Origin of the sequence: Alcanivorax sp. 97CO-5, from assembly GCF_000524665.1 — a bacterium.
Classification (GTDB): domain Bacteria; phylum Pseudomonadota; class Gammaproteobacteria; order Pseudomonadales; family Alcanivoracaceae; genus Alcanivorax; species Alcanivorax borkumensis.
The window spans coordinates 21,570-36,353 of sequence record NZ_KI965906.1; the positions used below are offsets into that span (position 1 = coordinate 21,570).

Annotated in this window: 9 protein-coding genes and 1 pseudogene; 4 read left to right on the forward strand and 6 right to left on the reverse strand. The window is 58.1% G+C overall.

Annotated elements, in window-relative coordinates; genetic code table 11:
• Positions 1-144: 144 nt before the first annotated feature.
• The 3 genes from recC (at position 145) to recD (ending at position 9,305) form a co-directional block, all read left to right on the forward strand.
• Entirely contained in the window at positions 145-3,579 is a 3,435-nt protein-coding gene (recC, locus tag Y017_RS12800) for an exodeoxyribonuclease V subunit gamma (RefSeq protein WP_051428775.1), read from the forward strand.
• On the forward strand, positions 3,576-7,196 hold the full coding sequence (recB, locus tag Y017_RS12805; RefSeq protein WP_035461277.1) for an exodeoxyribonuclease V subunit beta: 3,621 nt from the start codon (positions 3,576-3,578) through the stop codon (positions 7,194-7,196). The genes recC and recB overlap by 4 nt, the downstream gene beginning before the upstream one ends.
• 171 nt (positions 7,197-7,367) lie before the next feature.
• Complete coding sequence (gene recD / locus Y017_RS12810; RefSeq protein ID WP_035461279.1) at positions 7,368-9,305, forward strand: exodeoxyribonuclease V subunit alpha; 1,938 nt, start codon at positions 7,368-7,370, stop codon at positions 9,303-9,305.
• 319 nt (positions 9,306-9,624) lie between these two features.
• Here recD and Y017_RS12815 read toward each other — a convergent pair whose 3' ends face one another.
• From Y017_RS12815 to Y017_RS12825, 3 genes are read right to left on the reverse strand one after another with little or no spacing between them, the layout of a single operon-like run.
• Complete coding sequence (locus Y017_RS12815) at positions 9,625-9,948, reverse strand: YdbL family protein (protein WP_035461280.1); 324 nt, start codon at positions 9,946-9,948, stop codon at positions 9,625-9,627.
• Positions 9,949-9,957: 9 nt separating this feature from the next.
• Positions 9,958-10,152, reverse strand: a complete 195-nt coding sequence (locus tag Y017_RS12820; protein ID WP_011589103.1) for a YnbE family lipoprotein — start codon at positions 10,150-10,152, stop codon at positions 9,958-9,960.
• Positions 10,149-12,845 carry a YdbH domain-containing protein gene (locus Y017_RS12825; protein WP_035461281.1) on the reverse strand — a complete coding sequence of 899 codons (2,697 nt, stop codon included), beginning with the start codon at positions 12,843-12,845 and terminating at the stop codon, positions 10,149-10,151. Before Y017_RS12825 ends, Y017_RS12820 begins: the two co-directional genes overlap by 4 nt.
• A 386-nt stretch (positions 12,846-13,231) precedes the next feature.
• Here Y017_RS12825 and ylqF point away from each other — a divergent pair, with 386 nt between their 5' ends.
• Positions 13,232-14,176 (forward strand): ribosome biogenesis GTPase YlqF, encoded by a 945-nt coding sequence (gene ylqF, locus Y017_RS12830; RefSeq protein WP_035461282.1) that lies wholly within the window; start codon positions 13,232-13,234, stop codon positions 14,174-14,176.
• Here the strand turns inward: ylqF and Y017_RS15495 are convergent.
• The 3 genes and pseudogenes from Y017_RS15495 to Y017_RS15345 all read right to left on the reverse strand — a co-directional run bounded on the left by Y017_RS15495 (position 14,173) and on the right by Y017_RS15345 (position 14,663).
• Complete coding sequence (locus Y017_RS15495; protein ID WP_162488613.1) at positions 14,173-14,379, reverse strand: Fic family protein; 207 nt, start codon at positions 14,377-14,379, stop codon at positions 14,173-14,175. The two genes, ylqF and Y017_RS15495, sit on opposite strands and share 4 nt — an antisense overlap.
• Positions 14,380-14,442, reverse strand: a pseudogene (locus Y017_RS15590) (hypothetical protein); the annotation flags it as partial. It lies immediately after the preceding gene.
• Positions 14,415-14,663, reverse strand: coding sequence for a YhfG family protein (locus tag Y017_RS15345; RefSeq protein WP_255346570.1), 249 nt, complete (start codon positions 14,661-14,663; stop codon positions 14,415-14,417). The pseudogene Y017_RS15590 and the gene Y017_RS15345, both read right to left, overlap by 28 nt.
• Between the last annotated feature and the right edge of the window lie 121 nt (positions 14,664-14,784).

Here is a 14,784-nt window from a genome sequence, read left to right on the forward strand (position 1 = left end):
GCCACCCAATTATTTCCCCACAACAGAACCTGGCCGCCCCCCTCTTCTAGCTCCCCCTGCTTTAGCACCTGTTGTAGCGCGGCAAGCGCTTCTCCCTTAGGCTAGGCCCTTTCGCACAAACGCAATTTCGCGCAAGGAATGTCCATGCAAAACGGGCTGATGGTGCTGCACGGCAACCGTCTGGAAACCCTCACCGAGCTGGTGGCGGACTGGCTGCAGCGTGAGCCACTGCCACCACTGGAAACGGAAACCTTTCTGGTGCAGTCCAACGGCATGGCGCAGTGGCTGAAACTGCAGCTGGCGGATGCACTCGGCATCAGCGCCGGTTTCCAGTTCCAGATGCCAGCCCGATTCCTGTGGGGGGCCTATCGCACCGTGCTGGGTGAAGACCAGGTACCGCGCACATCCCCGTTCGACAAATCCCGCCTGCTGTGGCGGCTGTACCGGTTGCTGCCCACCCTGCTCAATAGCGAACACTTCGGCCCGCTACGCCACTTTCTTGCCGACGATGTGGATGGCCGCAAACGCCACCAACTGGCCGAGCGACTGGCGGATTTGTTCGATGCCTATCAAATGTACCGGGCAGATTGGTTGGACGACTGGGAAAACGGCAACGACCGCCTGCGTAAAGCCCAGGATCGGGATACCTTCGATGAATTTCCCACCAGTCAGTTATGGCAGGCCCACCTATGGCGTGCTCTGCTGGCAGACATGGATTCCAGTAAACGGGGCCTAAGCCGCAGCGCCATTCACAGGGATTTCATCGCCGCGCTCACTCTGCAAAAGGAACAAGGCACGTCACCTGCGGGCCTGCCACGCCGGCTGATTATCTTCGGCATCAGCGCTCTGCCCCAGCAGGCTCTGGAAGCGCTGGCCGCGCTTAGCCAGCATTGCCAAATACTGATGCTGGTACAAAATCCCTGTCAGCATTACTGGGCGGATATCGTCGAAGATAAACAACTGCTGCGCCGCCAACTGGACAACCGCAAGCGGCATGTGACCACCATGCCGGAAAACCGGGTTAATCCATTATTGGCCGCCTGGGGCAAACAAGGGCGAGACTTTATCGGCCTGCTCTACGATCACGACGATCCGGACAGCTATCGCAGCGTCTTTCACAATCAGATTGATCTGTTTGAAACCATTGAGCCACAGAGTGTGCTGCAACAATTGCAGCAGGATATTCTCGACCTGGAACCCCTGCCCAAACCGGATCAACGTCCGCCACTGAGAGCCGGTAGCGCGTCACCCGCTGATGGCTCACTCAGTTTCCGCATCGCCCACAGTGCTCAACGGGAAGTGGAAATTCTTCAGGACGCATTGCTGGATCGCTTCAGCACCGACCCCACCCTGCAGCCCCGCGACGTGATCGTGATGGTGCCGGATATCGAGGTCTACGCCCCGCACATTGAGGCCGTATTCGGCCGGCTGGAACGGGACGATCCGCGCTATCTGCCCTACACCCTCAGCGACCGCAGCGCCGGTGCGGCCTCGCCGTTGGCACAGGCCGTCGAGTCTCTGCTACACCTGCCACAATGGCGCTTCACCGCCACCAACATTCTCGACCTGCTGGATGTACCCGCCGTACGCGAACGCTTCGGCATCGACGAAAGCGATCTGCCACAACTGGCCCGCTGGATCGATCAGGCGCGGATTCGTTGGGGGCTCAACAGCACGCAACGCAAAACCCTGGATGTCCCTGGCTTCGAACAAAACAGCTGGGCCTTCGGCCTGAAACGGATGCTGGCCGGCTACCTGCTCGGCGACGGCCCGGCCTGGATGGGCATTGAACCCCTGGACGAAGTCGCTGGTCTGGGCGCCGAACTGGCCGGCCGATTATCCAGACTGCTCGACACCCTGGAATATCACTGGCAACAATCGCGCGAGGACACCAGTGCCCGGCACTGGCAACAACGGTTTACCGCCCTCTTCGATGATCTTTTCAACCCCGTGGACGAAGCGGACCAAACCCTGGATGCAAGCCTGCGCGATGCCCTTAACGACTGGCTGGCCGCTTGCGCCGAAGCCGACTTCGACAGCCTCCTGCCTCTCACCGTGGCCCGCCGCCCCCTGCTCGATGCCCTCAATGCCGAGAGCATGTCACAGCGCTTCATGGCCGGGCGTATTAACATCTGCACCCTGATGCCCATGCGCGCCATTCCCTTTCGCCATGTCTGTCTGCTGGGAATGAAAGACGGCGACTACCCGCGCCAACAGCAACCCATGGACTTTGATTTAATGCGGCAATGGGGTAACTACCGCCCAGGGGATCGTTCCCGCCGCGACGACGACCGCTACCTGTTTCTGGAAGCCCTGCTCAGTGCCCGCGACAGCCTCTACATTAGCTGGACAGGCCGCAACGTCCGCGACAACAGTGAACGCCCGCCCTCGGTACTGGTGGCACAACTACGCGATCACATTAATCAACGTTGGCACACCGATCAGGGCGAACCGGTGGACGCCCTCACTGTGTCGCATCCGCTGCAACCGTTCAGCGCCCGTTATTTTTATTCGGCCAACGACGCCAGTGCAGCCAACAACGCCGACGCCCACATCCTGCACACCTACGCCAACGAATGGCGCGCCCTCCACGAGGAGCAAACGCACAGGGTCGACAATGATCAGCCCTTGCCGCCACTGGAAAATAACGAGCCCATTTCCTGCGCCGCCCTGGGGCGTTTTCTCAAACAACCCGTGGCCCATTTTTTCGAGCAGCGCTTAAAGGCGCGCCTGAAACAACAGCGCCAAGTGCTGGATGACAGCGAACCGTTTTCATTCGATGGACTGCAACGTTTCCAGTTACAGGATCAGTTGCTTAATGAAGCGCTGCGCGCCGGCCCGGAACATGCCAATGACGCCATGCGCGTAGCCATGGACCGTCTCGCTGGCAGCGGCGACCTACCCCTGGCGCCCTTTGACGAGGGCAACCGCGACAGCCTGTTGTTGCCGCTCGCGCAGCCACTGGAACACTACTTTACGCTGCTGGCCGACAGCGGAACCTTGCAACCACAGCAGGAAATTCGCCTCACCGCCGGCCCCTTACAAATCGAAGATTGGCTCACTGATTTGCGTGGCTCTAGCGCCAACGCCCAACGGTTGGTGCTGCACACCGGCAAGTTAAAAGAGCGATTCGACAAACTGACTCGGGACTGGACCTTACACCTGGCCGCCTGCGCCGCCGGGCTGCCGTTGACCACGCATATTCAAGGTCAGGACGGGCGCTTTAGCCTGCCCCACATTCATCGCAGCGACGCCCAGCAATGCCTGGATCAGCTAGGTTACGCCTGGCAGAAGGCGTTATGCGAACCCCTGCCCGTGGCCTGCGCTACCGCCTTCGCCTGGCTAAAAGGGGAAGAAAAAGACAACGGTGAGAACGAAGCACGCAAGGTGTTTGAGTCCGGTTTTATGCATACCGGCGAACAGGAAAAAGAACCGGCCATTGCCCGCGCCTGGGCCGACTTCGACACCTTACTGGCCGCCTCCCATGGCGATGCCAACGCCTTCGAATACTGGACTGAACAACTCTATGCCCCGCTCTACCAGCATGCCCAGTGGCTCGAACCGGGGGATGACGCATGAACATTGAACGTCCGCTTCCGATTACCTTTCCACTGCACGGCACCCGGCTGATCGAAGCCAGTGCGGGCACCGGCAAAACCTTTACCTTGGCCGCTCTTTATCTGCGCCTGGTACTGGGCCATGGAGGCGAAAACGGGTTTTCACGTCCGCTGCTGCCGCCGGAAATTCTGGTGGTCACATTCACCGAAGCCGCCACCGAAGAACTACGCGAACGCATCCGCGACCGCTTGGCTGATGCCGCGCGCATTTTTGCCGACCCCCACGCTGAAGCCGACGATCCAGTGCTGGCGGCACTGCTTAGCGATTACAGTGAAAACGAACAACGCACCAGCTGCGCCCAGCGCCTGGATGCCGCCGCCCAGTGGATGGACGAAGCCGCCATCTACACCATCCACGGCTTCTGCAACCGCATGCTCAAACAGCACGCCTTCGACTCGGGCAGCTTGTTCAGCCTGGAATTGCAGGAAGACGCCAGCGAAGAGCAGCAACTGGCTGCTCGAGATTACTGGCGCTCGGTGATTAGCCAATTTCCAGTAAGCGCGGCCAATGCCCTGCAAAACGAGAACTTGGGCAACCCGGACGCCTTGCTGGGAGCCTGTCGCCCTTTACTGGGATTGAAAGAAGCCGACCCGTCAGCGTTACCGCAAAGCGTGGCTCACTGGCTGAACCAAACCGGCCCGCAAGAGGAACGGGACCAGCAGGCCCGCCAGCAACTGGCCCACGAACTGCCGGACTTTCTTGAATGGGTACGCGCCGCTCGCGACAACAAATGGCTAAACGGCAATAGCTACCGCACCACCAGCCTGCCCGGCATGCTGCATACGCTGCAGCGCTATGCCAATGGCGAACGGCTCAGCGGCAAGGCCTATGACACCCTGGCCAAGTTTTCCCACGAAGGCATGAAGCTCACCAAGGCTGGTCAAGAGCACCGCCCGAGCTTTGCCTTTTGCCAACAACTGGATGCGGTAATGGAAGGCCGGGCGAACAGCGCACTGCCCCGCACCGAGCTGCTCACCCATGCCGCCGCCTGGATCGACCAGCGCGTGGATCAAGTACGCCGGCAAACCGCCACCATGGGCTTCGACGATATGCTCAGCCGCCTGCACGACGCCTTGAAAGGCGGTAATGGCGAACGGCTTGCCCAGGTCATCCGCGATCAATTTCCGGTGGCATTGATCGACGAATTTCAGGATACCGACCCGACCCAGTACGGCATTTTTTCCGCCCTTTATGAAGGGCAGCAAAGCACCGGCTGGTTTATGATCGGCGACCCCAAGCAAGCCATCTATGCCTTCCGAGGCGCCGACGTTTTCACCTACCTGAAAGCGCGCCAGGCCACCGAAGGCAACCACTACACGCTGGACACCAACTTCCGCTCTTCTCGCACTATGGTGAAGGCGGTGAACCATCTATTCCACTACAGCCAGAGCACCTTTGGCGATGTGTTCATGATGGACAACGCCATCCCCTTCAACGCCGTGAAAGCCAATGGCCGCAAGGATGTTCTGTTGATCGACAAGACAGAACAATCCGGCATTACCCTGTGGGTAGACGACAAGGAAAAACCCGTTAGTGCCGGCCAGTACCGTGACGAACAGGCCGCACGCTGCGCCAGTGAAATTACGCACCTGCTTAATGGTGCGGTCAACGGCGTTACCGGATTTCAGAAAGGCGACACCTTCCGGCCCTTGCACCCCAACGACATCGCCATTCTGGTGCGCGACCGCACCGAAGCCAAAGCCATCCGCGATGCGTTAATGCAACGCAATGTGCGCAGCGTTTATCTGTCCGATCAGGATTCCGTTTTCGCCCAGCCCGAAGCCCATGATCTGCTGCTGATTCTGCACGCCTGCGCGACCCCGGAATCCGACACTCGAGTACGCAGTGCCCTTGCCTGCGCCGTGCTGGATCTGGCCTACGCGGAGCTGGATGCCCTCAACCAGGATGAAGTGCGCTGGGAAGAAACCGTAGAGCAGTTCCACGGCTACCGGCAGCAATGGCAAAACCAGGGCGTGCTGCCCATGTTGCGCAGCCTGCTGATGGATTTCCATGTGCCCGCCCGGCTTAGCCAAAACCTGGACGGTGAGCGTGCCCTGACTAACCTGCTGCACCTGGCCGAACTGTTACAGCAAGCCGCTACCCAATTGGATGGCGAGCAATCCTTGATTCGTTATCTTGAAGACACTGTAGAAAGTACGGTTGAAGCAGGCCGTGGCAGCAGCAAGGAAAGCATCCTGCGCTTGGAAAGTGACAACGACCGGGTAAAGGTCATCACCATTCACAAATCTAAAGGGCTGGAATACCCGCTGGTGTATCTGCCTTTTATTTGTAGCTTCCGCCCGGCGGACAAAAACAAACCACCCCTGCGTTACCACGAGAACGATCATCTCAATGTATCGCTGGAACCGGACGACACAATACAAGGCAAGGCGGATCACGAGCGCCTCGCCGAAGACATGCGCCTGCTCTATGTGGCACTGACCCGCGCCTGCCACCGCTGCACGCTGGGGCTGGCCCCCTATATCAAAGGCCGGGGTAAACAGAACCAATTGGAAAAAAGCGCCATCGGCCGGTTACTGTTCGGCAACGGCGTGGCCAACGATGGCTTGAGCACCGCCCTTGCACCCGTCGCAAACGATGCCGTCAACATCATTAAGGCACCGCACAGCAACACCGAATCGTATCAGCCTCAAGCGCAATCACAGACCCTGCGCCCGCCCTTGATACCTGCGCCCCGCCAACGGCAACCCTGGTGGATTGCCAGCTACAGCGCGCTCAAACAGGAGCAGGAAACCTTGGCACCCGCGGACCCGCGCGGGGATCAATTGGCAGAACAACAGGACGAACAACCCGCCGCGGATGTGGAACCGTTAGCCGATACCATCCACGCTTTCCCACGCGGCGCAGCGCCGGGCACGCTGCTGCATGATGTGCTTGAGCAGGCCGCCAACCAGCGCTTCCAACAAACCCTGGCCGACCCCATGGACTTTGAAACCAGCGTGGAAGAAAAACTCCAGGCCCGGGGCTGGCAGGATTACACCGACGTCATCCGCCATTGGTGGAAGCAGGCGGTCACCACTGCGCTGCCATTAAGCGAAGGAAGCGTCGCTCTCGATACCCTGCACACCTATGTGCCTGAGCTGGAATTCCTGTTTCCTGCCCATCGAGTCAACGTGGCCGACATGGACACCCTGATCCGCCAGCACGTTCACCCACAACATATTGCCCCGCACTACCCGCGCCCAAAACTGGAAGCCGACACCCTCAATGGCATGCTCAAGGGCTTTATCGACCTGGTGTTCGAACACGAGGGCAAATACTACGTGCTCGACTACAAATCCAACTGGCTGGGCGTAGACGACAGCGCCTATACCCTGGATGCCATGACCGCCGCGGTGCTGGAAAAACGCTACGAAGTGCAATACGTGCTTTATTTGCTGGCCCTGCATCGCCTGCTAAAAAGCCGCCTACCGAATTACCACCCGGACCAGCACCTGGGCGGCGCGGTTTATGTTTTTCTGCGTGGTTTACAAGGCCCGGCGGCGGGTACCGTATTCGATCGACCGGATAGCGAACTGATCGAAGCGCTGGATGTCATGTTTGGGGGTGAGGAATGAGGGAAAAGTTGAAAGTTCAACGTTCAGAAATGCGAACGCACTCTGCTGTCACTGCAATGCCGTGCCCGCGCACCACACACAAATCGCAACATAGAGCCTGCTCGACAGGCTCGAGCCCTTCTCGCGTTCCAACGATCAACGTTCAACCTCCCACCGGGTTGGAGACATCCTATGCAAGCTGACCTGTTCTCCGCCCTCACCTGGGAAGACGCGCTAATCCTGCTGCGCGACAACAATTTGCTGCGCGATCTGGACGTGGCCATTGCCCGTTTCCTGAAACAACAATGCCCGCAAGCAAGCTACGAGGTGTTATTACTCGCCGCCTTCACCAGCAACCAGCAAGCCAGTGGCCACCTGTGTCTGGATCTAAAAAACCGCGCGTTAGCCACCCAGCTTTGGGGCAGCAACCCGCCGCCGGAGCTGGTCGCCCTGTTACCCGGCGAGCCCAATAACTGGCTCCATGAACTGCAGCAAAGCACCTTGGTCAGCCAAAACGGCAGCACACCATTGGTACTGGACGGCAGCCGCCTTTACCTGCGCCGCAACTGGGCCCGGGAAGTGGCCGTGGCCGACGCCATCGAGCAAAAACTGGCCACCGTCAATCCACTGCCTGAAGCCCCCTTGCGCGAAGCCCTGGCCAAATTATTTCCCGGTTCCGACAACCAGACCGACTGGCAACAGGTGGCTTGTGCTTTGGCCAGCCGCAGCGGGATCAGCATCATTACCGGCGGCCCCGGCACCGGCAAAACCACCACAGTGGTACGCCTGTTAGGCCTGCTGCAAAGCCTGGCAATGGCCGATAACCAGCGCCTGCGTATTCGTCTCGCCGCTCCCACCGGCAAGGCTGCGGCACGGCTCACCGAATCCATCGGTGAGCAGGTAGGAAAACTCCACGTGGACGCCACCGTGCGCGATGCCATTCCCACCGAAGTGACCACACTGCACCGTCTACTCGGCACCCGGCCAGACAGCCGTCACTTTCGCCATCATGGGGATAATCCACTGCACGCAGATCTGGTGGTGGTGGATGAAGCCAGCATGATCGACATGGACATGATGGCTTGCCTGTTGGAAGCCCTGAGCCCACACACCCGGTTGATTCTACTCGGCGATAAGGACCAACTGGCCAGCGTGGAAGCCGGTGCCGTGATGGGTGACTTGTGCCGTCATGCCCACGAAGGTCGCTACAAGCAACGTACTATCGACTTCGTTAACAATACCTGTGGCGCGGATATCAGTGACTATCAGGAGACAGACCAGAACCCAGGCAACGCCCTAGCGCAACAAACCGCCATGTTGCGCACCAACTGGCGCTCCAAGGACAGCCCCGGCATCGGCGAACTGGCGCGGGCAGTAAACGAAGAAAACCTGCCGCAGGTCCGCAAGAGCTTTCAACGCTACCCGGACAGCCTGTACCGCCAACACCTGAGCAGCGATAACCAGCAACTGGAAACCCTGCTGCTCAACGGCAGTAATGGTCACACAGGCCTGCGGGCACTGTTTAGTGCGGTAGCAACACCACCTGCACAGCGACACGATTTCGATGATTGGGCCGCCGGCCTCCTCAAACAGCTCACCCACCAGCAACTGCTCAGCGGCCTGCGCAGCGGTCCTTTCGGGGTAGAACAACTCAATCAACGCATCACCCACCACCTACAACAACAGGGCCTGGCGCCGGAACGGGAATGGTACCCCGGTCGCCCGGTGATGATGACGCGCAACGATTATCAGCTGGGGTTAATGAATGGCGATGTGGGGCTGACGCTGCCCTTACTTGAGACTAGGAAGGGTACCGCGGAGCTGCTGTTAAGAGTGGCGTTCCAGTTGCCGGACGGGCGCATCAAGTGGGTATTACCCAGCCGCCTGGACGGGGTAGAAACCGTCTACGCCATGACCGTGCACAAATCCCAAGGCTCGGAATTCAAGCATACCCTGCTGGTATTACCCGATGCCCCCCACCCCCTGCTTACCCGAGAGTTAATCTACACTGCCGTCACCCGGGCTCGGGATCGCTTCACCTTGCTGGAATTCGGCAAATCGGCCGTGCTGGACAGTGCGGTGAAAAAGCGGACTTGGCGGGCATCGGGGTTAGCAGAGAGGTTGAGTTAAAAGTGTAACGTTGAAAAGCGCGAAATAGAGGCCTACCACACGGCGGGCGTGTACCGATGTACCCGCACTGGCCAGAGAGATTTTCTCCGGCCAGAGCAAAGGGCCTAATCAGCAGCCGCATGGCAACCGCAATACCCCATTTTTTATGACAATATTCTTTCGTGTCACGTCCAAATTTTGCGATATCCAAACATAAAAAAGAAAAAAATCGGCCATAAAAATCGTTATTTCACACAGGGTTTATTGAAGCATATCCTGCGTGATCACTGCCTTACACACTAATGACACCTAATCATTATTTGGATAATTTTCATGAAAATTATTTTTCTACCCACTGTCCATCGGGTGTTTTTACGTATTGCCCTGGTCTCGTTTTATCGATGGCTTTTTGCCCTGCCAGCCTCGCCACCTGATCTAGGGTAATGCCGTTCTTTTTGGCAATTCGCTCGTAGGCATTTCTGCGTTTCTGATTGATATCCGCAGCCAGCTCCACCGCAGCCGGTGTAGCTTTAACGACTCCCAGATAACCATCCGTTTGCTCACCCACCAGCCCCTGGCTTTTCGCCTCACCTAGGTTCAGCGCAAACGCGGCCATGCTCATCAATAATGCCACCATGGCCAATGCAGGTTTTAACATTTTCATAACCCCTCCTTAGAACAGGTCGCTATCTTCGCTAAACAACTGATCAATATCCTTTTCCACCTTCAAGCGAATTTCATGATCAATTTTCACATTCAAGTTAATGGTGATGGGTTCTTCCGGCGCTTTCAGGGCCACCGTAGGCGTGCAAGCCGCCAACAGACACCCGGCCAACAACACCGTGCCCAGCCCGACTTGTTTCATCATTGATTCTCCGTGCGCAGTTGTTCGGTGATTTCATCGCCGATACGTAAGCTACGCATCAGCGCTAACATGTTTTCTTGGTGCGTGTAGTTAAACACCACCGGCAGATTATTTCTCTGTGGGTTTTCGCCTTTGATGGTAATCTTCGCATCCAGCCAACCGGCTTTATTCATCGCCATGCGAGCCTGAAAATCGCTAATCAGCAAGGTACTAAGGCTATCCAGCGCCAGCTTCACCGCCTGATTCGACTCCGCCATGCTTTGTACGCTGGACGAATCAGGAATGATCAACGACAGCGGCCCCTCGTTAGCCAGCCGCCCCTGCTCGATAACCATAAAATCCTCACCCAGTTGCAGCGGAACATACCCCCCTACTCGCCCGGCCAGCAACACTGGCGACGGGTTCTGCAGCGCCGCGACTTGGGCTAGATCAATGCGACTGATCACTACCGGCTGAGGCCGAGCAGAGGGCCAGTCCAGCGACGGAGAGCGCAAATAACCACCGAGCAGATTCGCGCGAAGATCGGTAACATTCCACTGTGACAGGTCACTCTTCACGGTTAACGCCAGGTCGGTCATTGGCGTACCGATATCCAGAGTGTGCACCGTCACCGGCCCCGTGCTGCTGATCTGAATATCACCGTCATGGTATTCACCATGGAGCTCAGCGGCAGCACCACGAGCGGTGACGCTGCCCCAGTCTAAGTCTGTCTCGGTGAGAGTAATATCGCCGCTGGCTTTCAGCGTTTTTCCCCATTGCCAGTGACCACGCCCTTCCAGCTGCCCTTGCCGTGGCGTGACGTCCAAGCCGACGCCCATGGCAGGGCTCAGCGCGCTACGCAGCGCCATGGCCCCTTTCGCCCCCCCATTACCATCAAGCGTGGCGTTGGCCCACAGGTCACTTTGCCACTCGCTAACCGTTAACCGGCTCTGAATCTGGTCGCCTTCCACCGTCGCGGTTCCCGATATCGGCGGCAAACGCCAGCGTGCCGCCAGCAAGCCCTCGCTGTGGATGGCCAGGTCGCCACTGATGCCCTGTTCATTGATCCGCAACGGCCCCGTTGCACTCAACGATAAAGGCCGGATCAAGACCTGCCCGATCAAACCTTCAGAGATTGATGCCTGGCTCCCCGCCGCCACGCTGACAGTGCCATCCACCAGCGACCAAGGCGCCTTAACCGTCACCTGCCCACCCTGTTCAAACTGCGGCAAGACGGTGTTTGCCTGCAAGGTGCCGGCCCAACCGGCACCAGACTGGGCAAACGCCAGGCTACCCTCTAGCGGGTAACCGGACAGACTGCCAGCCACGCTAGCCTCGGCACCGTATGGTGCCTGTTGCAAGGTATCCACGGGCAACCGAAAGGTCAGCTGGTCACTCCCTTGTCGTGCGCTCAGCGTGAGTGGAGCCCCCTCCAGGCCGTGGCTACCGACCACGCCTTGCCAGGCCCCTTGCCACTGGTATCCCTGCCATTGGCCATGCAAGGCCACATCGCCAGCCCACTGCCACTCTATCGCTGCCAGCGCATCGTCGTCTGCCAGTGCCCACTGAACCTCACTGGCACCGGTGGTTACTTTCAATCCTTGGTAGCCCAACGCCAACGGCAACGCTGTGACCCCAGAGCGGGCCATGGGTATCTGCAAGGGCTCCTGCCACTGGGCAGTGACTGCTTGCGGCAAAGTCAGGGAGGCGGGCTCAAGCACCAGCAGCCGATCCTGCCAGTAAAACGCCACTTCTCCCTCCAGGCTTTCGCCCTGCAATCGCAGCATTCCCCGCCCCTTTTCAATCGCCTGAGGCGAGTCTGCGCCATCTTTTGGTTCACAGTTTTCGGGTGGCACGCAGTGAGTGGCTGCCTGCAACGTCACGGTGCCAAGCGGGCCGGCCAACGCCAGCGCCACTTTTGCCCGAGCTAATGCCACGCCATTGCCGGAAACACTAAGAGGCTCTGCGGCCGTCAGCTGCCAGTCACTATTCAGCGCTAACGGCTGGGACAGGCCCGCCTCCAACTGCCACTGGGCACCTTGAAACTGAGCCTGCGCCAGCAGGTCCGCCCGTTGTGCTTGCGACACTGGCCCGGCCGAATCAAGATCCAGCTGTATTTCCCCAGCGGGTTCGCCCAGCCAAGCCCCTTGGCCACGCCATTGCCAATGGCCCTGCCAGTCCGGTAATACTGCGTTTAACGCTCCCTCACCGCTGGCCTCCCAAGCCCCGCTGGCTCGCTGATACTGCGCCTGTAGCGCCACGTGCGGGGCGGAGGCTTGCAGCTGCCAATGCTGCGCCTGCTGGTGGAGTGTCAGCATCATTACCGGAAGGGGATAATCCATCACGCCGGCCAAATCCAGTTCGACAACGTCTAGATGGAAAGGGGGCGCCCAGGGAAGCCCGTCAGCAAAGGGGCTAGCCGACGTCTGCGCAGAATCACTTTTCGCACAGTGATATAACGCTAGCGTCTGCTGCGTCACGTTCAGCGGCCAAACGCTCTCAATGCTCAGGTCGGTACCTTTTGCGGCCACACAGTCGTCGCGCACAACACGCCACTGGCCCAGCGTCAGGCCGTGCTGCCACCCCGGCTCACTGACGCGTATTCCTGCGCTATAGGCCCAGCCTACCGCCACCAGAATCAGCAGCAGTAAGATAACCAGCAATAACAACAAGCCAGCGCCTAGTGGGCGAAGCATGCGTGAGGAGAGTCGAACCATAATGGTTAGAGGGCCGCCAGCGTAATTGGTTCGATGGTGGCGCTTTCCTGCCGATTTACAAACTTCAATGCAATGTAACTCAACAGCATCGCCTGCAGGCTGTTGGCGATCACCTCGCCGCCAAGGGTTGTGCGCTTAGCCCCAATACTATTAGCAGCATCAATGTGCCTTGTAACCGGGAGTGATAAAGACGCCTTCACCCTTTTCAGGCAAATCGGGAAAATCCAAAATAGCGCAGAAAGCCCACGAGCTTTTCAAAAGCACGCATTAAGAATGGCTTGGCAATGTTAATAGCCCGCAGGGCCCAGCCCCAAGCAACCGGCAATACTCCCCCGCTCAGCTGGTTTATACTGCCGTTTCATTCAATACAAACGATACGGCGCCCCATGAGCATCAACTGGTTCCCCGGCCACATGAACAAGGCCATCCGCGAAATTCGCGACATTCTCCCCAAGGTGGACCTAGTCATCGAAGTGGTAGACGCCCGCTTACCCTATAGCAGTGCCAACCCGGTAATCGAACAATTTCGCGCCGACAAGCCCTGCCTGAAACTGCTCAGTAAAAGCGACCTGGCCGATCCCGCCATTACTCAACAATGGCTGGATCATCTTGAGCAAGATCCAACCGTCCGCGCCCTAGCCATCACCACCGAAAAACCGGAACAGATCCGCAAGCTGCTAGACACCGCCCTGAAAATGGCTGGTAAACGCGAAGACCGGGCCACCAGCGTCACCGCCCTGATCACCGGCATTCCTAACGTGGGCAAATCCACCCTGATCAATAATCTGGCCAGCCGTATCATTGCCAAGGCAGGTAACGAGCCCGCCGTCACCCAGCGCCAACAGCGCATCGACCTGCGCAACGGCCTGATCCTGATCGACTCCCCCGGCATCCTTTGGCCTAAAATTGAAAACCCGGACAGCGGCTACCGCCTGGCCCTCTCCGGCGCCATCAAAGCCACCGCCATGCAAGAAGACGACGTAGCCTTGTTTGCCGCCGAGTATTTCATGCAAGCCTATCCAGAATTAATGAAGGAGCGTTTCAAACTCGACACGCTGCCCGATGAAGGCGTGCCGTTTCTGGAAACCATCGGCAAGCAACGCGGCTGTATCGGCAAAGGCGGACACGTGGACTTCGACCGCACCGCCGCCCTGCTCATCAACGAATACCGCAGCGGCAAACTCGGCCCCATCACCCTGGAAACCCCGGCCATGGCCGAGAAAGAGCATGTGAAAGTGGCGGAGATACGCAGGCTAAAAGAAGAGGAAAAAGAGGCGAAGAAGAAAGCCAGGAAGGCGGCTTATAAGGCGAAGGGAAATAAAGGGAACTAGTCAGTAATCGGTGCACCAATAGATTTATCAAAAATGGCTACCAACCGCTGATACATCAGCGGCCAACGCAGAAAGAACGTTGGCCTCAAACTACTCTTTTCATCCACAGCGCTCCAACTGATCTCATAGCCCGCATTGACAATGATGAATTCAAACAACAGCCGCAGGGCACGGCCATTACCCTCACGGAAGGGATGCATCATGTTCAGTTTACCGAAAAGGGCTGCAAACTCGTCAATCAGTGCTTCGCGGAAAAGTCTTTCCAGCCAATTTTTTGCTTCCCGCTGAGTAAAGAGCTTGTCTGCTTCAGGAAAATGCGTGAAGTAGTGCAAAAACGCGTATCACCCTTGGCTTTTACCTGGCGTGTATGAGCAATCACCGCGGCCTTGCGAGAGGAGTGCTTTTTCACCGCACCTTCCTGCTGCACCACAAAACCTTTCAAGCGCAAGCTCGCAGCATAATTGGCTTGCCGTGTCTTGGCGAAAATGCCGACAGCTGTTTTATTTTTATATAAAACCGAATTTACTGATTATTTAGTATCCGCAGATTGGAGTATCTAATGCCAACAAGCCCCGAGCCTCAAAATTCGTGCCATAGGATGCCGATGC